This window comes from Afipia sp. P52-10 (genome assembly GCF_000516555.1).
GTDB lineage: Bacteria > Pseudomonadota > Alphaproteobacteria > Rhizobiales > Xanthobacteraceae > P52-10.
The window spans coordinates 491876-512191 of the sequence record NZ_AZSJ01000003.1; the positions used below are offsets into that span (position 1 = coordinate 491876).

Below are 20316 nucleotides of genomic sequence, written 5' to 3' on the forward strand. Positions count from 1 at the left end.
CCTCGTCTGATGACCCAAGCCTCTGGCCTTGGGCCCTCCCCCTCAAATCTCCCGCACCTGCTCGGCTCCCGCCATCGGGAAAAATACGCCGCCGGAGCTAACGCCGAACATCTCCTGCCCGTTGTAGTGACGCTCCTCGCCGAGTTCGACGAGATCATAGTAGATCGGCCGCGTCACTTTCGCCCACAGGTCGCGCCGCACATGCAGGTATGGCGTCAGGCCGCCGTCCTTGCCCTGCTTGAAGCGCAACTCGTGCTCGGCGTCGCACTCCACCCAGTCATCGACGTTGGTCCGGAAATGCAGGCGCTGGCTATCGCCTTCGCCGTCCTTCTGCATTTCCACCGCCATGAACGGCGCATCATCGACGCGGATGCCGACCTTCTCCACCGGCGTCACTAGAAAGTGCTTGTCGCCCTCGCGCTTGAGAATAGTGGAAAACAGCCGCACCAACGCCGGCCGTCCGATCGGCGTGCCAAGATAGAACCATGTTCCATCGCTGGCGATGCGCATGTCGATATCGCCGCAGAAGTCCGGGTTCCACAGGTGGACCGGCGGCAATCCTTTCTTCGCAGCCGTGCGCGCAGCGGTCGCAAGCCCGTCCAGACCTTGTGAGGAAACTTGCCCTTGGTTCGCCATTGTTTGTCCTGACGCTGTTTGCTCTGGCGTTCGCACCGGTGACGCGAGGTCGCCGGAACGTGATTGGCCGATGCTTCCCTGTCCCCGATAATGCGGGAATATCGGAATTCAAGGGAATACATAAGCTTACGAAGAGTCTAGCTTAGGGTCTGTTTAGCATAGCTGCCAATTCAGCGCGCAAGCCGGGCCTTAGGTGCCACCTTAGGTGCCGTTGGATCAGGCATGTAGGCGAGGCATGGAGCTTGCAGCGCGACAAACGGCGGCAAGGTTGGCAAAGGGTTGCGCGGAGCCTGCAACAGGAGATCAGGATGGCTGCGGAAGGTGTCGAGAAACTGGAAGACGTGATCGTACGATCCGCGGAGCAGGTCGCCGCCAGCATCAAGACGGCGAAGGAAGCGATCGGCACCATCATCTTCGGACAGGAACAGGTTGTGGAAAACACCCTTGTCACAATCCTGTCCGGTGGCCATGCGCTCCTGATCGGCGTGCCCGGCCTCGCCAAGACCAAACTGGTGGAGACGCTTGGCATCACGCTTGGCCTCGACGCCAAGCGCATCCAGTTCACCCCCGACCTGATGCCATCCGATATTCTTGGCGCCGAGGTGCTGGACGAGAGCACGACCGGCAAGCGCTCATTCCGCTTCATCACCGGCCCGGTGTTCGCTCAGCTCCTGATGGCCGACGAAATCAACCGTGCCTCGCCGCGCACCCAATCGGCGTTGCTGCAGGCGATGCAGGAGCAGCATGTGACGGTCGCCGGCGCCCGCCACGACCTGCCAAAGCCGTTCCATGTGCTGGCGACGCAGAACCCGCTTGAACAGGAAGGAACTTATCCGCTGCCCGAAGCGCAGCTCGACCGCTTTCTGATGGAGATCGACGTCGACTATCCGGATCGTGACGCCGAGCGGCGCATCCTGTTCGAGACCACCGGCGCCGAGGAAACGCAAGCCAGGCCCGCAATGACGCCGGACGTGCTGATGACGGCGCAGCGGCTGGTGCGCCGCCTGCCGGTCGGCGACTCCGTGGTCGAGGCCATCCTGTCGCTGGTGCGCTCGGCGCGTCCGGGACCGGACGGCGGCGAGATCGCCAAGGCGATCGCCTGGGGGCCCGGTCCGCGCGCCAGCCAGGCGCTGATGCTGGCGGTCCGCGCCCGCGCGCTGCTCGACGGCCGCCTCGCGCCGTCAGTGGACGACGTGCTCGACCTTGCAGAACCCGTGCTGAAGCACCGCATGGCGCTGACGTTCTCCGCGCGTGCGGAGGGGCGCACCGTGGCTGACGTGATCGGCCAGCTCAAATCCCGGATCGGTTGATGGCGGACGCGGCGGTCCACACGGCAGGCGAACTCGAGGCAGTCAGGCGCGCGGATGGCGAGAGCCGTTCGCTCGCGGCATCGCTGCCGCGTCTGGTGCTGGAAGCGCGCCGCATCGCCAACAACGTGATCCATGGCTTGCATGGGCGCCGGCGCGCGGGCCCTGGCGAAAGCTTCTGGCAGTATCGCCGCTTTGCCACCGGAGAGCCGGCACAGAATATCGACTGGCGGCGCTCGGCGCGCGACGACCATCTTTACGTGCGCGAGCAGGAATGGGAAGCCTCGCACACGGTCTGGCTGTGGCCGGATCGGTCGCCGTCGATGGCCTTCGCCTCGAAGAAGGCCCGCGACAGCAAACTCGAGCGCGCGCTGATCGTCACGTTCGCGCTGGCTGATCTTCTGGTCGATGGCGGCGAGCGCGTCGGCATTCCGGGCCTGATGAACCCGACCAGCAGTCGCAATGTCGTTGACAAAATGGCGCAGGCGATCATTCACGACACCACGACCCGCGCCAGCCTACCGCCCGCCTTCGTGCCCTCCCCGTTATCTGAAGTCGTCGTCTTCTCGGATTTCTGGTCGCCAATCGACGAGGTGCGGGCAACGCTGAACGGATTGTCGTCCACCGGCGCGCACGGCACGCTGGTCCAGGTCGTCGATCCCGCCGAGGAGACGTTTCCCTATTCCGGCCGTATCGAATTCGTCGAACCGGAAGGCGCCGGCGTCGTCACCGCCGGACGTGCCGAGACCTGGGCCGCCGACTATGTCGCCCGCGTCGAACTGCATCGCGAACACATCCGGGCGGAAACCCGACGGCGCGGCTGGCTATTCCCGATCCACAACACGGATCGTTCGGCAGCCGAGCTGCTGCTCTATCTGCATAGCGGCATGGCGGCCAACAAGGGCGGCCAGATCGGACGCCGCGCATGATCGGAAATTTGCCTATCGCCTTTGCCCAGCCGCTGATGCTGATCGGGCTCGTCAGCCTGCCGGTGCTGTGGTGGCTGCTGCGCGTGATGCCGCCGCGCCCGCGGCGCATCGACTTTCCGCCAACGCGGTTGCTTTTCGACATCGCACCGAAGGAGGAGACGCCGGCGCGCACGCCATGGTGGCTGACGTTGATCCGCCTGCTTGCCGCAGCGCTCGTGATCTTCGCCGCAGCAGGTCCGATCTACAATCCGGTTGCGGGCGCCGCCCGTTCCAGTGCACCGCTCGTGCTATTGATCGACGACGGCTGGAGCGCCGCGGCAAGCTGGGAGACGCGCATCCGCTCCGCCGACGAGCTGATCGCGACCGCCGAGACTGACAGCCGCGGCGTGGCTCTGATCCCGATGTCCGAGCCCGCGCGCGACATCACGCTGATGCCCGCCGGCAATGCGCGGGTCGCGCTGCGCCAGCTTGCGCCGAAACCCTACGCGGTCGAGCGCGTCGATATGCTGCCCGCCATTGGTCGTTTCCTAAACGCCACGGGTGATGCCGAGGTCGTCTGGATCTCCGATGGCGTGGATACCGGCCGCGGAGCAGAGTTCGTCTCGGGCCTTCCCGCCGCCATCGGCAGCCGCCCGCTGACGATCTACGACAGCGGCACGGCGCCGTCCCATGCCCTGGCCGGGGCCGAGAACGCCGCGGCAAGGATGGTCGTGAAGGTGCTGCGGCCTTCCGGCGGCCTGCCGGAAAGTGGTCTCGTGCGGGCGCTGGATGCCAAGGGCGCACCGATCGGCGATGCGCAATTCAGTTTCAACCTGACTGACCGCGAGACCGAAGCCGCATTCGACCTGCCGGTCGAACTGCGCAACGACATCACCCGGCTCGAGATCGCCGGCGAACGCTCCGCCGGCGCCGTGCAGCTCCTCGATAAGCGCTGGCGGCGGCGCGCGGTCGGTATCGTCAGCGGAGCCACCTCCGATACCGCCCAGCCCTTGCTCGCGTCCACCTTCTATCTCTCGCGCGCACTCGGACCGTTCGCCGACGTGCGCCCTGGCGATCGCGGCGCGCCCGCAACCGCCATCGGCCGCTTCCTCGATCAGAAGCTACCGATGATCGTGCTCGCCGACGTCGGCACGCTTGCCCCTGAAATCCGCGAGCGGCTGAATGCTTGGATCGCCCAAGGCGGTGTGCTGGTGCGCTTCGCGGGCCCGCGGCTTGCCGCGGCCGACGACGATCTCGTGCCGGTGAGACTGCGACGCGGCGGGCGCAGCCTCGGCGGTGCGCTCACCTGGGAGAAGCCGCAGAACCTTGCCGCGTTCTCGCCCGATGGCCCGTTCGCCGGGTTGACCGTGCCGAAGGACATCACCGTGACGCGGCAGGTGCTGGCGGAACCGGATGCATCGCTGACCGCCAAGAGCTGGGCCTCGCTTGCCGACGGCACGCCGCTGGTGACGGGCGAACAGCGCGGCAAGGGTGTCGTTGCCCTCTTCCATGTCAGCGCCGACACGCGCTGGTCGGACCTGCCGCTTTCAGGTACATTCGTGGAAATGCTGAGACGCATCGTCGACATTTCGGGCTACACCCAAACCGCGGGTGCCGGCCCTGCAGGCGAAGCGACCACCGAGACCGTAGCGCCGACGCGCATTCTCGATGGCTTCGGAGCGTTCGGCCCGCCACCAGCCACCGCGAAGCCGCTGAAAGCCGACTACCGCGACCGGGCGACGCCGGATCATCCGCCCGGATTCTACGGACCGGCGGACAGCCCGCTCGCCGTCAACACGCTTGCGGCTGCTGACCGGATCGCCGCACTCGACACCTCGCCGCTGCGTGCGCAGCATGCGGCCTATCGCAACGCCGAGCCGCGCGACCTGCGCGGCTGGCTGCTGTCCGGCGCGCTCGGCCTGTTCCTGCTCGATGCGCTGGTGATCGCGATCATGGGCGCGGGCATTGCCGGACTGCTGCGCCGCCGCGCCGCTGCCTCCATCATCGCCGTGCTGTTTGCGGCCGCCGCGATCGCCGGCGCGCCGACTGCTGGATACGCGCAACAGCCGCAAAGCGCGCCAGCAGCTGTGCCCCCCTCTTCGCAAAACGACGAAGCCGCCATCAAGGCGGTTGCGCAGACGCGGCTCGCCTATGTCGTCACCGGCAATGCCGACGTGGATTCGATCGTCAAAGCCGGCATGGCGGGCCTGACCCTGTTTCTGGCGCAACGCACGGCGCTCGAAGCCGGCGATCCGATCGGCATCGATCCCGCGCGCGACGAACTATCGTTCTATCCGCTGATCTATTGGCCGGTGATCGCCGGCACGCCGCGCCTGCCGCAGGAGGCACTGAACAAGCTCGACGCCTACATGAAACAGGGCGGCACGGTGCTGTTCGACACTCGCGATGCCATCGAAGCGCCGGCAACGCCGAACGGCGAATCGGAGACGCCCGGTATGTTGACCCTGCGCAACATCCTGTCCTCCCTCGACGTGCCTGAGCTGGAGCCGGTGCCGCGCGAGCATGTGCTGACCAAGACCTTCTATTTGCTGCGCGACTTTCCTGGCCGCTTCACCACAGGCCAGACCTGGGTGGAGGCGTTGCCGCGCGAGAACGAGGACGACGAGAGCGCGCAACGGCCCGCACGCGGCGGCGACGGCGTCTCACCGATCATCATCACCTCGAACGATCTCGCCGGCGCCTGGGCATTGCGTCCGGACGGCCAGCCGATGTTGCCGCTTTCGCCCGGCGAACCGCGCCAGCGCGAATTCGCGTTCCGCGCCGGCGTCAACATCGTGATGTACACGCTCACCGGCAACTACAAGGCCGACCAGGTGCATGTCCCGGCTCTGATCGAGCGGCTGGGGCAATAGGCATGACCCGGAAGAGCGGGAACCGGTTTTCCGATCGGATCATGCACCAACCAACCAATGAGATCATGGTCCGGGCTAACCGGACGATGACCTAGAGTAGCGCCCATGCAGTATGGCATTGCCTTCGCGCCGCTGGTTCCGGCGCTTGTTCTCTGGATCGCACTCGCGGCGATCATCATCATCGCCGCCGTGCTGGCGTTCACGCGGGCGCGCGGCGCGGCGATCCGCGTCGCTGCGCTGTCGCTGATCCTGCTCGCGCTCGCAAACCCCTCCTTCACCCGCGAGGACCGCGAACCGCTGTCGTCGGTCGCCGCCGTCGTGGTTGACAAGAGCCCGAGCCAGAACTTCGGCAACCGCGCCAAGGAGACCGAGCAGGTCCGCGAGGCGCTGATCGACCGGCTGAAGCAGATCAAGGGCCTCGAGGTGCGCGTGGTCGAGGCCGGCCAGGCCGACGGTGAGACCGACGGCACCCGCTTGTTCTCGGCGCTGGCCTCCACGCTCTCCGACGTGCCGACCGATCGCGTCGCCGGCGCCTTCCTGATCACCGACGGCCGTGTCCACGACATTCCCGCAAACGTGACGGCGCTCGGCTTCAACGCCCCGCTGCATGCCCTCGTCACCGGCCAGAAGGACGAGCGCGACCGCCGTATCGCCATCGTCGCCGCGCCTCGGTTCGGTATCGTCGGCCAACCCCAGCGGATCACCTATCGGCTGGACGATCAGGGCGTCACCGGCCAGCGCGCGCAAGTGACGATCCGCCACGACGGCCAGACGCTGACCCAACGCACGATGATGAGCGGCCAGACCTCCTCGATCGAGGTCGATATCCCGCATGCAGGCCCGAACATCGTCGAGATCGAGGCCTCGCCGCTCGAAGGCGAGCTGACGCCGGTCAACAACCGCGCGGTCGTCTCGATCGACGGCGTACGCGACAAGCTGCGGGTGCTGCTCGTCTCCGGCGAGCCGCATTCGGGCGAGCGCACCTGGCGCAACCTTCTGAAGTCTGACGCCAGCGTCGATCTCGTCCACTTCACCATTCTACGGCCGCCGGAGAAGCAGGACGGCACGCCGATCAACGAGCTGTCGCTGATCGCCTTCCCGACTCGAGAGCTGTTCCTGCAGAAGATCCACGAATTCCAGCTCATCATTTTCGACCGCTACGCGCGGCAAGGCGTGCTGCCGATCGGCTATTTCGAGAACATCGCCCGTTATGTCCGCAATGGCGGCGCGGTGCTGGTCGCGGCCGGGCCCGACTACGCCAGCAGCAGCAGCATCTGGCGCACGCCGCTGGATTCCGTGCTGCCGGCCGAACCGGTGAGCGTCACCGAGCGCGGCTTCTATGCCCGCGTGAACGATGCAGGCAAACGCCACCCGGTGACACGCGGACTGGAAGGCGCCGATAGCGATCCGCCGCACTGGAGTCGGTTCTTCCGCCAGATCGACACCCGCAACGTCACCGGTTCGTCGATCATGGAAGGCGCTGACGGCAAGCCGCTGTTGGTGCTGTCGCGGCAGGGCGAAGGCCGCGTCGCACTCTTGCTCTCCGATCATATTTGGCTGTGGGCGCGCGCCTACGAAGGTGGCGGACCACACCTCGACCTGCTGCGGCGGCTGTCGCACTGGCTGATGAAGCAACCGGATCTGGAGGAAGAGGCGCTGCGCATGTCGGTGCAGGGCCACGATTTGATCATCACCCGTCAGACGATGACCGACGAAGTTCCGCCGGTGACCGTGACTTCGCCGTCCGGTGCCAAGCGCGAGCTCAACCTCACGGCGTCCGAGCCGGGGCTCTGGCGCGCCACCGTCAATGCCGACGAACTCGGCCTGTGGCAGGCGACCGACGGCAAGCTGACCGCGCTGATTAATGTCGGCCCGGTCAACCCGAAGGAATTCTCGGAGGTCACCTCCACCACCGAGATGCTGGCTCCCCTGGCACAGGCGACTGGCGGCGACGCGCGGCGGGTGATGGACGGCACCTCCCTCGACATGCCGCGCATTCTCCCTGTCCGTGCCTCCAGCGTCTTCCGTGGCGATAGCTGGCTCGGCCTGAAGATGCGCGAGGCTAGCGTGGTGAAGGGCATCGGCGTGCTGCCGATCTTCGCCGGCGTGATCGGCCTCCTGTTGCTGCTCGGGGCGTTTGCCGCCACCTGGCTGCGTGAAGGGCGCTGACGTCGCCCTTCACCTCGTCTCCAACGCGTTTGACGCACGACGCCCAAGCGTTTCTGCCATTGACAGGTCCATGCGGCACTGCAATGTTATATTATAACATTTGCAGGAGCTGGTCTTGGGGGACCGGTCAGAGGGCCAGCATCCACGCTGACTTTTACGCTGACTTTCACGCTGACTTGGGGTCATTGGCGCGACGATGGGGTGGTTTCGATCGAGACCGAGACTGGGGGCATGCCTTGCGCTGTTCGCGCTGGCGCTCAATCTCGTGCTGTCGTTCGGCCATCTGCACTGGGGCGGCGCCCATGACAGCCACGAGATCAGCGTCGTCCAACAGGCGCTGAGCCCGTCATCCGATCACAGCGACACAGACCACGATCACGATCACGACCATCATGGCCTGCCGCACCCGTGTTTCGTCTGCGCCGTGGCGATGGCCGCGCCATTCGCCGCCACGCCGCCCGACCTGCCGCGACACGAGCCCGCAGCCATCGGTCACCTGACCGTCCGCCTCGGCTTAGCGCTACACGATAGGCGCCGCGCCGCCTTCCGGTCCCGCGCGCCGCCCTCCGCCTGACCGCGACCGTCGACCGCCTCCCTTGGTTTCCCCGCTCGCACGTCGCGTGGCGGCAAGACCGTAACGGGCGATTCCAACTTCCTCTGCTGACAATGCGGCAACCGGCACAGCTGCGGCCTCCTCGTGTGGCGCGGCGTGACGGCCCGATCCAGGACTGAACATCATGCCTCCCCACCTCCGGCGCACGCTGCTGTGCTGCAGCTCGACCCTCATCCTCGCAGCCGCCCTCGATGGCACGGCCCACGCACAAAGCGCCGGCACCAATACGCTGCCCGAGATCGCGGTGACCGCGAGCCCGATCGTAGCGCGCCGGCCGGCAGCGCGGCCGCAACGCCCCGCGACGGCGGCGCCCGCAGCTCCAGCGCCAGCGGTACCGGCTCCCACCGACGACACGCCGAACCTGATCGACCAGAGCTTCTCTGCCGTCACCAGCATGACCGCCGAACAGATCCAACGCGAGAACGGCGGCGGTCTCGGCAATGGCGGCGCGCTCGGCAATCTCTTGTTCGACAAGCCTGGCATCACTGGTTCGACCTTCTCGGCGGCCTCGAGCCGCCCGGTGATCCGCGGCCTCGATAACTTCCGCGTCCGCGTGCAGGAAAACGGCACCTCGGCGCTCGACGTTTCCGATCTCGGCGAAGATCATGCGGTGCCAATCGACACCCTGTCAGCTGACAAGGTCGAGGTCGTACGCGGACCAGCCACGCTGCGGTACGGCTCGCAGGCGATCGGCGGCGTGGTCAGTATCGACAACAACCGCATCCCGATGCCGTGGACGCCGGAAGGAATTTCCGGCCGCGCCAGCGGCGCCTTCTCGTCGGTCGATCGTGGCGGCGAAGGCTCGTTCGCGATCAACGGGCGCGGCGAGAACGCCGCGATCCATCTCGATACGTTCGGACGCAGCACCAGCGACTACAACATCCCGGGCGGCGTGCAGGCGAACTCGGCCTCGCGGATCGCGGGCGGCGCGGTCGGCGGCTCGTACTTCTTCGACCAGGGATACTTCGGCGTCGCACTGACCAACACCTCGGCGCTCTACCACATCCCCGGCACAGAATCGGCCGAGACCAATACCCGGATCGACATGCAGCAGACCAAGCTTCTCGGTAAGGGCGAATTCCGCCCCGACTCCGCGATCATCGATGCGGTTCGTTTATGGTTCGGTGCCACCGAGTATCGTCACTTCGAAAAGGGGATCGGCGAAGACGGCAGCGACGGCGTGCAGGCAACGTTCCGCAACCGCGAGCAGGAGGCGCGGCTGGAAACCCAGTTCAAGCCGATCGATACCGCGCTTGGGGCGCTGACGATCGCGCCCGGCATCCAGTTCAACCATCAGAAGCTCGGCACCGAGGGCGAAGCGGGCTCGCTGCTCGCTCCGAGCGAAACCACCGCCGGCGCCTTCTATGTGTTCAACGAACTGCAGATGACGCCGACCTTCAAGCTGCAGGCGGCCGCCCGTGTCGATCATGCGCATGTCCAGGGGACGGCGGCGACCTTTCCGGCCGACCTCGATGGGCCGAGCGGCGAGCCGGTGGAGTTCGGTGCCAAGCGCGACTTCACTCCGCTGAGTGCGAGCCTCGGAGCCCTGAAGGCGCTGCCTTACGGCCTCGTCGCCGGTCTCTCGGCGCAATATGTCGAACGCGCACCGCGGGCGATCGAGCTGTTCGCCAAAGGCCCGCACGATGCGTCAGGCACGTTCGAGATCGGCAATCCGAACCTGACCAAGGAAGCCGCCAGCAGCGTCGAGGCCAGCCTGCGCAAGGTGGAAGGCCGCTGGCGCTTCGATGCCACTGTCTATTACACGCGCTACCACAATTTCATCTATCGCCAGGAAACGGGCTTGCGTTGCGACGACGATTTCGAATCCTGCGGCAGCGGCGGCGGCGACGAGCTTCGCCAGGTGGTCTACGCGCAGCGCAATGCGCGGTTCTGGGGGGCTGAACTCGCGACCCAACTGGACCTGACCAAGATCGGCGAGCTGACGCTCGGCGTGGATGGTCAGTATGACTTCGTCGATGCGCGCTTTAGCGATGGCAGCTTCGTGCCGCGCATTCCGCCGCATCGGCTCGGCGGCGGCGTCTACCTCAAGAACAGCGCCTGGTATGCTCGCGTCGGCCTGCTACACGCGTTCGCGCAGAACAATCTGGCATTGAACGAAACGCCGACCAAAGGCTACAACCTTCTGAAGGCGGAACTCGCCTACACGATGAAGGCACCACCGAACACGCTCGGCATCAAGGAAACGCGTCTAGGCATCGTCGGCACCAACCTGCTCAACGACGAGGTGCGCAACCACGTCTCGTTCCGCAAGGACGAGGTGCTGCTGCCCGGCCGTTCAGTCCGGCTGTTCGCAAGCACGACGTTCTAAGACGGCAGAATCTCCGGGATGCGGACACCGCATTCCGGGCAAGCCGACGAGACGATGTCTGCGTCAAATGACGGCGCGGGCGAAATCCCAGTCCGGGCGGATGCGTCCGGACACGCCCTCGAAGGCGTTGTCCTCGAGTTCGGCCACCAGCACGCGGCCGTAATCGACGGGCCCCGGCATCGAGGCGCGGCCCCGAGGCACCAGCTTGAAGCCGAAGCGGGTGTAATACGGCGCATCGCCGACCAAGAGCACCAGGCGATGGCCTTTGGCCTTCGCCTCGGTCAACGACTTCTCGATCAGCATCCGCCCGATGCCGTGGCTGCGGAACGGCGGCTCGACGGTCAGCGGCCCCAGCATCAGCGCCTTGGTTTCGCCGACGCAGATCGGTAGCTGCCGCACCGAGCCGACCAGCAACGTGCCGATCCGGGCGGTGAATGACAGGTCGAGCCGGTGATCAACATGTTCGCGCAGACGATAGGCGCTGAGCGCAAAGCGGCCGGGACCGAAGGTCCGCTCGTGCAGCCGCTCGATCTGCTGAGCGTCGGCCACGGTTTCGGGCAGGATGGTAATGGAAAGGTCAGTCATCGGTGTTGTCCGGAGCGCGACTTAGCATTTGCGCCCGGCGAGGTCCATTCCACGTCACGCCTTCCGCTGCCAACGGCGACGCGATCAGTCCCCCTCGGTTGGCGCCCAGTCGGTCGACACCGGCCCCCCCTGGAGGACCTCGGCGATCCGCCGCCGGGTCCCCCTGGTCGTTCCCTCGGGCAACCCCGCTGCATCGAAAAAGCCGCAATCGACAATCTCGCCGTTCGGCTCGGGCTTTGAGTCCTGACGATAGCTGCGCACCAGATAGACCGCCACATGATCCCGCCGCGAGACATGGCGATTGAAGAAAATGCCATGCAGTTGCGGCTCGCCCTCGACGACGATGTTGCCTTCCTCATGCAGCTCGCGGCACAGCGCCTCGCGCGCCGTCTCGCCGACCTCGACGCCGCCGCCAGGCAAATGCCAGCCTGCAACGTAACTATGCTTGACCAGGAACACGCGGCCCTGTCCATCCATCACCAGCCCGCGCACGCCAAACGTCATGCCGCGCGCGAAACGCCAATAGAAATGCAAGCAGCGGCGAACCAATGGCTCGATCAGAATGCGCAAGCGGGATTGGGTCATCGGTTTACTTCATGCGGCAGACACTGTTCTCGCTTGCATGGATCAGGCACGCTTGTCAAAACAAGCCATGTATCAACCGTCAGATCGCGCGCCCGTCGACATCCGTTCCCCAGGAGCATCGGCGTGACTGCATTCACGCTCGCCCACCTCTCCGATCCGCATCTCGCGCCCCTGCCGCAGCCGAAACCGTCCGAGCTGTTCGGCAAGCGCGTGCTCGGCTATCTGAACTGGCATCGCAATCGCAAACACCGTCAGTCGCGCGCATTCGCCGACGCGCTGGTCACCGACATCAAGACACAGCACCCGGATCACATCGCGGTGACCGGTGATCTCGTCAACATCGGCCTGGACACGGAGTTCGCCGCCGCACGCGACTGGCTCCGCAGCCTCGGCCAACCGCACGACGTCTCGCTGGTTCCGGGCAATCACGACGCCTATGTGCGCGAGACCTATCCGCGTTGTGCTGCGCAGTGGCTGGACTACATGCGTGGCGATGGCGCCGACACACAGACGCAACTCGCCTTTCCTTACTTACGCAAACGTGGGCCGCTGGTGTTGATCGGAGCCTCGACGGCGGTCCCGACGCCGCCGTTCATGGCGACTGGCACGCTGGGGCAACCTCAGCTCGCGGTGCTCGAACGCGTATTGTCGCAAACCGCAAACAACAGCTTTCGGGTGCTGCTGATCCATCACCCGCTGCGCGCGAAGCACTGGCACAAGCGCTTGACCGATGCTGCTGCCCTGCTGGATATCCTTCGCCGATACGGCGCCGAGTTGATCCTGCATGGTCACGATCACAAACACTCGTTGATGTGGCTTGACGGACCGGCAAGGCAAATTCCTGCGGTCGGCGTGCCATCCACCTCAGCGGCGATCGGCGGCAAGCACGATGCGGCGGCCTACAATCTTTTCCGCGTTGCGCATGAAAGCGATGCCTGGCGCTGTGACTGGAGCGTGCGCGGCTACAGCGAAGCGCGGGATGGGATTACGGAGTTGCGCACGCAGCGCCTGATCTAAGACCAGAATTCCGACGAGCCGAAACCCATTTCGGACGCAAGGCTCTTTGAACGAAGGTCTCTGCTGGACGTTTGATGCAACAAAGCGGGCAGAGTCCGATCCAAGCGGACGCTGCGAGAGGCCCTCAGCCCCGCAGCGAAGCGATCAGCGCCACGGCAAACAGGACGGCGGCACCGGCCAGCATGCCGAGCAAAAACGGCCCAAGGCGTGAACGCTTTGGCGGCACGGCCTGCGGCGGCACCACGGCGACGTGCACGGCCAGCGCCTGCTCGCGCTCGACCATGCGGCGGGCGACGTAATTGGTGATGGCCTCGGCCACGGTGGCGACGTTGTTCGATTCGGCCAGGACGATCCGGCCATAGCGCGTGTCCTGCACGAAGCGATAGGTGCGTTTGTCGCGGCCCATCACCACATGGGCAACGACGTCAATCCACAGTCTCGGCGGATCGCCGCGGCTGATGCCACGGTCGAACAGATCGACGGTATCCGGAATTTGCGCAAACAGCGGATCCAGCGCCTCGTTCAGAATGTCCAGTCGCGCGACTTCCGCGTCACGCAGATCGACAACGACGCCTGTCCGGTCCGCCGCCTCGATCCGGGCCTGCCGCAATGCATCCCGCAGACGCCGCGGACGTCCTGCCGTGCCGTCTGACGCCGCCCCGCCGGAGGTGCTGTCGCTCATGGGCTTCCCTGTCACCGTTCGCGTTAACCTATCAATAACCATACAGGAAACAAGGGTTTAGACCTCGGCGGCGCTACCGCCCCGACTCAGGCGAGCCCAAGACACTCGAATCGCCTAACCGATTGGCCGGATGCGATCTATCGCAGAAAGCCGCTATCCACCGGCATGCGGACCGCGCGGGCGGACGCGACGGATCAACTTCACCCCTCGCGGCCAGGAGCTGTCCCGAAAATGAACAACGGCCCCGCCCGGAGCTCCCGGACAGGGCCGTTGCATATTTTGTGTCGGCGGATCGCGCAGGGTCCCTGAAGACCCGCCGCGGCGGGTGGATCAGACCATCGCCTTGCGCGGCTCCTCGACGATCGAGAAGCGCACATTGCAGCGGTGGCGGTTCTTCTCCGACAGATCGCGCCAAGCCGTCTCGGCCTCCTTGCGCGTCGGGAAAGGACCTTGAACCTGCGCTGTCCCATGCACGAGCTGGTGGAAATTCAACGAACGGAACTCTCCGCCCACAACCCAATAATGCGTGCCGTGCATTTTCCGTCTCCGTTCCTAGCCTTCGACATTCGTGACAATGCAGTTGCGAAACCGTGGCGAAGATGTAACGCCAAACTGGATATTTTCGATAGATGTGATGGACAGGAATCGTGATGTCTTGTAACATCATCACTTATTACAAATGTAATTTTGTAAAATTTGTAAATCGCCAATCTTGGAGCGGGAACCATGGCGACACGCCCGAAAGTCAGCGAAAGCGGCAAGAAACTGTTCGTCGGCCCGCGTTTCCGGCGGATCCGGCAGCAACTCGGCCTGTCGCAAACCCAGATCGCCGAAGGGCTCGGCATGTCGCCCAGCTACATCAACCTGATCGAGCGTAACCAGCGGCCGGTTACGGCGCAGCTGCTGCTGCGGCTGGCGGAGACGTATGATCTCGATCTGCGTGACCTCGCCACCGCCGACGAGGATCGTTTCTTCGCCGAACTGAACGAAATTTTCTCCGATCCGCTTTTCCGTCAGATCGATCTGCCGAAGCAGGAGCTGCGCGATCTCGCCGAACTCGCGCCGGGCGTCACCCATGCGCTGCAACGGCTCTACGCCGCCTATGTCGAGGCGCGACGCGGCGAGACCATGGTCGCAGCCCAGATCGCCGACCGCGCCGGTAGCGCGCCATTCGAGGCCAATCCGATCGAGCGCGTGCGCGATCTGATCGAGGCCAACCGCAACTACTTCCCCGATATCGAGCAAGCCGCCGAAGCGCTGCGCGACGAAATCGATGTCACGAGCCAGGATCTGTTTGCCGCGCTTGGCACGCGTCTGCGCGAGAAGCACTCGGCGACGGTCCGGATCATGCCGGTCGATGTGATGCGCGAAACGTTGCGGCGCTGGGACCGCCACCGCCGGCAGATCCTGATCTCCGAATTGGTCGATCAGCCCGGCCGGGTCTTCCAGCTTGCCTTCCAACTCGGCATCGCCGAACAGGGGCCGTTGCTGGATGCCGTCGCCAATCGCGCCGCGCTCGACGACACGAGCCGCAGGCTCTATCGCATCACGCTCGCCAACTACTTCGCCGCAGCGGTGATGATGCCGTATCAGCCCTTCCATGCGGCGGCAGAAGGCCTCGGCTACGATGTGCACGTGCTGGGGCAGCGCTTCAATGCAAGCTTTGAACAGGTCTGCCACCGCCTGACGACGCTGCAACGGCCGAGCGCGCGCGGCGTCCCCTTCTTCATGCTGCGCGTCGACAATGCGGGCAACGTCTCCAAGCGGTTTTCGTCCGGCACGTTTCCCTTCTCGAAGTTCGGCGGCACCTGCCCGCTCTGGCATGTGCACTCAACCTTCGACACACCTGACCGGCTGCTGCGGCAGATCGTCGAGCTGCCGGACGGCAGCAAGTATTTCTCGATCGCGCAGATGGTGCGCCGGCCCGTTGCACCACACCCGCAACCACAGCCACGCTTCGCTATCGGGCTCGGCTGCGAGCTGCGTCACGCCTCGCGTCTCGTTTATGCGGGCGGCTTCGACCTTGACAACAGCCAGGGCACGCCGATCGGCGTCAACTGCCGCCTGTGCGAGCGGGAGGACTGCAGCCAGCGCGCGGAACCGCCGCTGACGCGCTCGCTGATCCTGGACGAGAACACCCGGCGGCTGTCGTCGTTCTCGTTCAGCAACGCACGCGAGTTGTGAGCTTTACAGGCGGTGCTTCCCACGCCACCGCACTGCTCTGAATTCATGTTCAAAAGAACTGGACGCAAGGTACATGGCCGGACATGACAGTATAGTGTGTCCGGTCACCCCTGCCTCCTAGAGGAAATCATGCTGCCACGCTTGAAGTCGCCTGTCCTCGCCATCGCGTTCGGGCTTTTGGTCCTTGCCGTTTCCCCCGCGCGTGCCCAGAACGTCGGCGCCTGCCGCGCCGGAACGAATTTCGAGCGCTGGCTGACGCAACTCAAGCAGGATGCGGCGAAGGCAGGCGTGTCGCAGCGGGCGATCAATGCAGCCTCGCCGCAGCTCGTATTCGATGCGAACATCATCCGTCGCGACCGCGGCCAGCGCGTGTTCGGGCAGATCTTCACCACCTTCTCCGACCGAATGGCCGCGGTGCATCGCGTGCAGGGCGGCCAGGCGCGGATCAGGCAGTATGCCAACGCCTTCGCCCGCGCCGAACGCGAATATGGCGTGCCGCCCGCGGTCATCGCCGCGTTCTGGGGCCTGGAAACCGACTTCGGCGCCAACTCCGGCAAGCTGCCGATCCTGAAGTCCTTGGCGACACTCGCCTACGACTGCCGGCGCGCCGATCGCTTCCATGAAGAGCTGATCGCGGCGCTGAAGATCATCGATCGTGGCGACCTCTCCGCAAGCGAGATGATCGGCTCGTGGGCGGGCGAACTCGGCCAGACGCAGTTTCTGCCGCGGCACTATTACGACTACGCGGTGGACTTCGACGGCGATGGCCGCCGCGACTTGATCCACAGCGCGGCCGATGTGATCGGCTCCACCGCGCATTACATTTCCGCCGGACTGAAGTGGCGGCCCGGCGAACCCTGGCTGCAGGAGGTGCGGGTGCCGGCAAACCTGCCGTGGGATCAGACCGACCTCGCCATTAAACATCCGCGCGCGAAATGGGCGCAATGGGGCGTGACCTATCCGGACGGGCGGCCGCTGCCAAATGACGCCATGCCGGTGTCGGTTCTGCTGCCGATGGGCAAGGACGGGCCGGCGTTTCTCGCCTATGCCAACTTCGCCGCCTACACCGAATGGAATAACTCGCTGATCTATTCGACCACCGCCGGCTATCTCGCCACCCGCATCGCCGGCGCGCCGCCGATGCGCCGTCCCTCGGCCCAGGTGCACCAGCTCTCGTTCAACGAAATCAAGGAGCTGCAGCATCTGCTCACCCGTGCCGGCTTCAACGTCGGCAAGCAGGACGGTATCCTTGGCCAGCAAAGCCGCATCGCCGTGAAGACGATGCAGGGCCGCTATGGCCTGCCGGCAGACTCATGGCCGACGGCAGAACTGCTGGCGAGGATGCGCAGCGGCGGCTGAGGCTTACGCGTTTTTCGCGCTACCGCTTGGCACGCGCCTCGATTATTGCTCGCGTGGCGACTTTGACGTTCGCATCCGGCTGCAATTCGCCAGGCGAGTGTCATACGCTTGCGACCGTTGCCGCGACGGAACGCAAATGCTGAAATCGAACCCCGCGCGGCGCGATCCCGATGCGCCGGGCGCGGATCGGACTCGACACCTCCTGAACCCGCGCATGATCGCGGCCATGCTCTCACCAAGAAGGCAAGCATCCTCATGTCCACCACCACACAGGCCCCGCAGACACTCGATCCGTCCGCCTCGATCCATCCCGAAACCCTGGGACAGGCCAAAGGCCGCGGGCGCATGCAGGGCCGGCGCATCATCGTCGTCGGCGCAGGCCAGCGGCAGGTGGTGGATCAGAACCCGCCGATCGGCAACGGCCGCGCAATCGCCGTCCTTTGCGCCCGTGAGGGCGCTCACGTCGCCTGCATTGATAATCGCAAGGAGGCAGCCGAAGCGACTGTCGCCCAGATCACTGCCGAAGGCGGCAAGGCGTTCGCGGAGGTGATGGATGTCAGCGATTCGGCCGCGATCGGTCCGATGGTGAAAAAATGCGCGCAGACCATGGGCGGCCTCGACGGCCTCGCGCTGATCGTCGGCATCTCCAACGGGCTGCGGCTCGACAAGCAGACCGAAGAGGCTTGGGACCAGGTGTTTGCTGTCAACGTCCGCAGCCATATGCTGTTCGCACAGCAGGCGCTCGAGGTGATGCAACCCGGCGGCTCGGTCATCCTGATCTCGTCGATGGCAAGCCAGCGCGCGGGCGGTTTCAACCCGTCCTACGAGTCATCGAAGGCGGCGCAGCTCGCGCTCGGTCGTGCCATCGCCCGCCAGGGCGAAGCGAAGGGCATCCGCTGCAACGTCATCACGCCGGGTTTCGTGGACACGCCGATGGGCCGCGATGCGAGCCGCCGCCGCGCCGACCGCGCACTTGCGGTTCCCTTCGGCCGTCAGGCCACCGGCTGGGAAGTCGGCTATGCGGGATTGTTCCTGCTGTCGAACGAGTCGTCGTACGTTAACGCGCACACGCTCGCCGTCGATGGCGGCCACATGATTGGCATTCAACGCGGCTGAACCAGCACGCAATCACGGCGCGGGCTCAGCCCGCGCCTTTCCCTGCTTCATATGCGCCAATGCTTCCCGCTCCGCCTCCCGCGCGGACCGGAAATACTGACCTTCCATCCGGTTGAAATCGTCCGATGCCGCAAAGAAGCGGAACCCGCCTCTTTCGCGTACGACGATGCCTGCGGCTTTGGATTGAACTTCGATGATGTAGGAATCCGACATTGCTGCCCCAACGATGATCCCAACAAACGCGCTAAACCGCGAAAGGTTTCGCAGGTACCGGCGCCTTGCATTGGCCAGCATCGCCTAAGTGGTTCGCGCGACAGAAGCATGACCGCCCCATGGCATTCCCGTCATCAGACCACGTTCCAGCCGGATTGGAACAGGACTTGGTCTGTTTTCACACCATCTTTTTTGGGCAAGGTTGACGCGGTTCCCGCCGTGGCTATTTCGTCTCACAGCATCGCTTCACGCGCGCAATACGATCGGGTGCGGGTGACCCTGCTCATCGACCGAGACGTAAGTGAACGTACCGTCCGTCACCAGTATCATGTGCTGTTCGTTGCTGCGCATGACCCAAGCCTCCACCCGCACCGCCATTGACGTGCGCCCGACCCGCACTCTGTCCGTGTAGACCGAAACGACGTCGCCGACGAACACCGGCTTGCGGAAGGTCATGGCGTCGATCGCAACGGTCACGCAACGCGAATGAACCGTCTTCTGCACATAGATGCCGCCGGCGATATCCATCTGGCTTAACAGCCAGCCGCCGAAGATATCCCCGTTCTGGTTGGTGTCGGCGGGCATCGCCAGCGTGCGTAGCGACAGGTCACCGCGGGGCGCGTCCGGAACGTTCGTGGACAGGTTGCCCGAATGCGCATCGGCCATCGTGCTGCACCTACTGCCGCGCCGTCGAGCGACGCAGCAGCATTAAATCAGGAATACAGATGGCATGCCACGGTGCTATTCCCTTCCGGACGCAGCTCCGGAACCTTCTCCTTGCAGATCGGCATCGCATGGATGCAGCGCGGGTGGAACCGGCAGCCCGACGGCGGCCGCTGCGCGCTCGGCACCTCGCCAGTAATGGTCTGATGCACGCGCTCGGCCTCGATCTCGGGATTAGCCACCGGGATCGCCGCCATCAACGCCTTGGTATAAGGATGCTTCGGATTGGCGTAGAGTTCGTCTCGCGTAGAGACCTCGACGATGGTGCCGAGATACATCACCGCGATGCGCTGGCTGACATGGCGAACCACCGCCAGGTCATGCGCTACGAAGATGCTGGAGATGCCAAGCTTCTCCTGCAGTTCCTGAAACAGGTTGACCACCTGCGCCTGGATCGACACGTCGAGTGCCGACACCGGCTCGTCGCAAATCAGCAGCCGCGGCTCAACGGCAAGCGCCCGCGCGATGCTGATGCGTTGGCGCTGACCGCCCGAGAACTGGTGCGGATAGCGGTCGATCATGTCGTGCCGCAAGCCGACCATCTCGAGCAGCTGCATCACCCGCTCGCGCCGTTCGGCCCTCCTGCCATGGAGCTTATGGATCTCCAGCGGCTCGGCAATGATCTCACCGACCGACATGCGCGGATCGAGCGAGCCGAACGGGTCCTGATAGACCATCTGCATCCGTCGCCGGATCGGCCGCATCTGGTTCTGGTCGTGGTGGGTGATATCGATACCCTCGAACACGATACGACCCGACGTCACCGGCAGCATCCGCAGCACCGCAAGGCCCGTGGTGGACTTGCCGCAGCCGCTTTCACCGACGAGACCCAATGTCTCGCCCTCGTGCACCTCGAATGAAACGCCGTCGACGGCCTTTACCGAGCTGACCTCGCGCTGCAAGAAGCCGCCATAGATCGGGAAATGGATCTTCAGATTCTCGACACTGAGAATGACGTTCGGCTTGACGCCTTTTGTGGCCTGCTCGCGGACCAGCGTGTCAGAAGCATCAGCCATC

18 protein-coding genes are annotated in these 20316 nt (G+C 65.0%); 10 read left to right on the top strand and 8 right to left on the bottom strand.

Annotation, left to right across the window (positions count from 1 at the left end; translation table 11 throughout):
* Window positions 1–42: 42 nt before the first annotated feature.
* On the bottom strand, window positions 43–636 hold the full coding sequence (locus tag X566_RS03650; protein WP_034463560.1) for a DUF1285 domain-containing protein: 594 nt from the start codon (window positions 634–636) through the stop codon (window positions 43–45).
* A 308-nt stretch (window positions 637–944) separates the two neighbouring features.
* Here X566_RS03650 and X566_RS03655 point away from each other — a divergent pair, with 308 nt between their 5' ends.
* The 6 genes from X566_RS03655 (at window position 945) to X566_RS03675 (ending at window position 10835) form a co-directional block, all read left to right on the top strand.
* A complete protein-coding gene (locus X566_RS03655) occupies window positions 945–1946 on the top strand; it encodes a MoxR family ATPase (RefSeq protein ID WP_034463563.1) in 1002 nt (333 codons plus the stop codon).
* Window positions 1946–2872 (top strand): DUF58 domain-containing protein, encoded by a 927-nt coding sequence (locus X566_RS03660; RefSeq protein WP_034463566.1) that lies wholly within the window; start codon window positions 1946–1948, stop codon window positions 2870–2872. The genes X566_RS03655 and X566_RS03660 overlap by 1 nt, the downstream gene beginning before the upstream one ends.
* Window positions 2869–5724, top strand: a complete 2856-nt coding sequence (locus tag X566_RS03665; protein WP_034463569.1) for a DUF4159 domain-containing protein — start codon at window positions 2869–2871, stop codon at window positions 5722–5724. The genes X566_RS03660 and X566_RS03665 overlap by 4 nt, the downstream gene beginning before the upstream one ends.
* Before the next feature lie 105 nt (window positions 5725–5829).
* Window positions 5830–7893 (top strand): membrane protein, encoded by a 2064-nt coding sequence (locus tag X566_RS03670; RefSeq protein ID WP_034463574.1) that lies wholly within the window; start codon window positions 5830–5832, stop codon window positions 7891–7893.
* A 196-nt stretch (window positions 7894–8089) separates the two neighbouring features.
* Window positions 8090–8467 (top strand): DUF2946 family protein, encoded by a 378-nt coding sequence (locus X566_RS24590; protein ID WP_152539787.1) that lies wholly within the window; start codon window positions 8090–8092, stop codon window positions 8465–8467.
* A 163-nt stretch (window positions 8468–8630) separates the two neighbouring features.
* Window positions 8631–10835 (top strand): TonB-dependent receptor domain-containing protein, encoded by a 2205-nt coding sequence (locus X566_RS03675; protein WP_051443845.1) that lies wholly within the window; start codon window positions 8631–8633, stop codon window positions 10833–10835.
* Between the two features lie 63 nt (window positions 10836–10898).
* On the opposite strand, the gene X566_RS03680 is transcribed toward X566_RS03675, so the two are convergent.
* Entirely contained in the window at window positions 10899–11420 is a 522-nt protein-coding gene (locus X566_RS03680) for a GNAT family N-acetyltransferase (protein WP_034463575.1), read from the bottom strand.
* A gap of 84 nt (window positions 11421–11504) precedes the next feature.
* Entirely contained in the window at window positions 11505–12005 is a 501-nt protein-coding gene (locus X566_RS03685; protein ID WP_034463577.1) for an NUDIX domain-containing protein, read from the bottom strand.
* A gap of 123 nt (window positions 12006–12128) precedes the next feature.
* Between X566_RS03685 and X566_RS03690 the strand changes: the two genes are divergently transcribed.
* Window positions 12129–13022, top strand: a complete 894-nt coding sequence (locus X566_RS03690; protein WP_034463579.1) for a metallophosphoesterase — start codon at window positions 12129–12131, stop codon at window positions 13020–13022.
* A 124-nt stretch (window positions 13023–13146) separates the two neighbouring features.
* Here the strand turns inward: X566_RS03690 and X566_RS03695 are convergent, their stop codons facing one another.
* Together X566_RS03695 and X566_RS03700 are read right to left on the bottom strand one after the other, a co-directional pair.
* Entirely contained in the window at window positions 13147–13704 is a 558-nt protein-coding gene (locus X566_RS03695) for a hypothetical protein (protein WP_034463582.1), read from the bottom strand.
* 330 nt (window positions 13705–14034) lie between these two features.
* Window positions 14035–14241 carry a hypothetical protein gene (locus X566_RS03700; RefSeq protein WP_034463585.1) on the bottom strand — a complete coding sequence of 69 codons (207 nt, stop codon included), beginning with the start codon at window positions 14239–14241 and terminating at the stop codon, window positions 14035–14037.
* A gap of 189 nt (window positions 14242–14430) precedes the next feature.
* Here X566_RS03700 and X566_RS03705 point away from each other — a divergent pair, with 189 nt between their 5' ends.
* The 3 genes from X566_RS03705 (at window position 14431) to X566_RS03715 (ending at window position 18363) form a co-directional block, all read left to right on the top strand.
* The gene (locus tag X566_RS03705) at window positions 14431–15888 is read left to right on the top strand and encodes a short-chain fatty acyl-CoA regulator family protein (protein ID WP_034463588.1); all 1458 of its coding nucleotides are present in this window, start codon (window positions 14431–14433) and stop codon (window positions 15886–15888) included.
* A gap of 129 nt (window positions 15889–16017) precedes the next feature.
* Entirely contained in the window at window positions 16018–17247 is a 1230-nt protein-coding gene (locus X566_RS03710; RefSeq protein WP_034463591.1) for a lytic murein transglycosylase, read from the top strand.
* A 255-nt stretch (window positions 17248–17502) separates the two neighbouring features.
* Window positions 17503–18363, top strand: coding sequence for an SDR family NAD(P)-dependent oxidoreductase (locus X566_RS03715; RefSeq protein WP_034463594.1), 861 nt, complete (start codon window positions 17503–17505; stop codon window positions 18361–18363).
* A gap of 12 nt (window positions 18364–18375) precedes the next feature.
* Here X566_RS03715 and X566_RS03720 read toward each other — a convergent pair whose 3' ends face one another.
* From X566_RS03720 to X566_RS03730, 3 genes are all read right to left on the bottom strand, one after another.
* Complete coding sequence (locus tag X566_RS03720; RefSeq protein WP_034463598.1) at window positions 18376–18576, bottom strand: hypothetical protein; 201 nt, start codon at window positions 18574–18576, stop codon at window positions 18376–18378.
* 246 nt (window positions 18577–18822) lie between these two features.
* A complete protein-coding gene (locus X566_RS03725; protein ID WP_051443846.1) occupies window positions 18823–19242 on the bottom strand; it encodes an acyl-CoA thioesterase in 420 nt (139 codons plus the stop codon).
* A 47-nt stretch (window positions 19243–19289) separates the two neighbouring features.
* Complete coding sequence (locus tag X566_RS03730; protein ID WP_081740039.1) at window positions 19290–20315, bottom strand: ABC transporter ATP-binding protein; 1026 nt, start codon at window positions 20313–20315, stop codon at window positions 19290–19292.
* Window position 20316 lies beyond the last annotated feature (1 nt).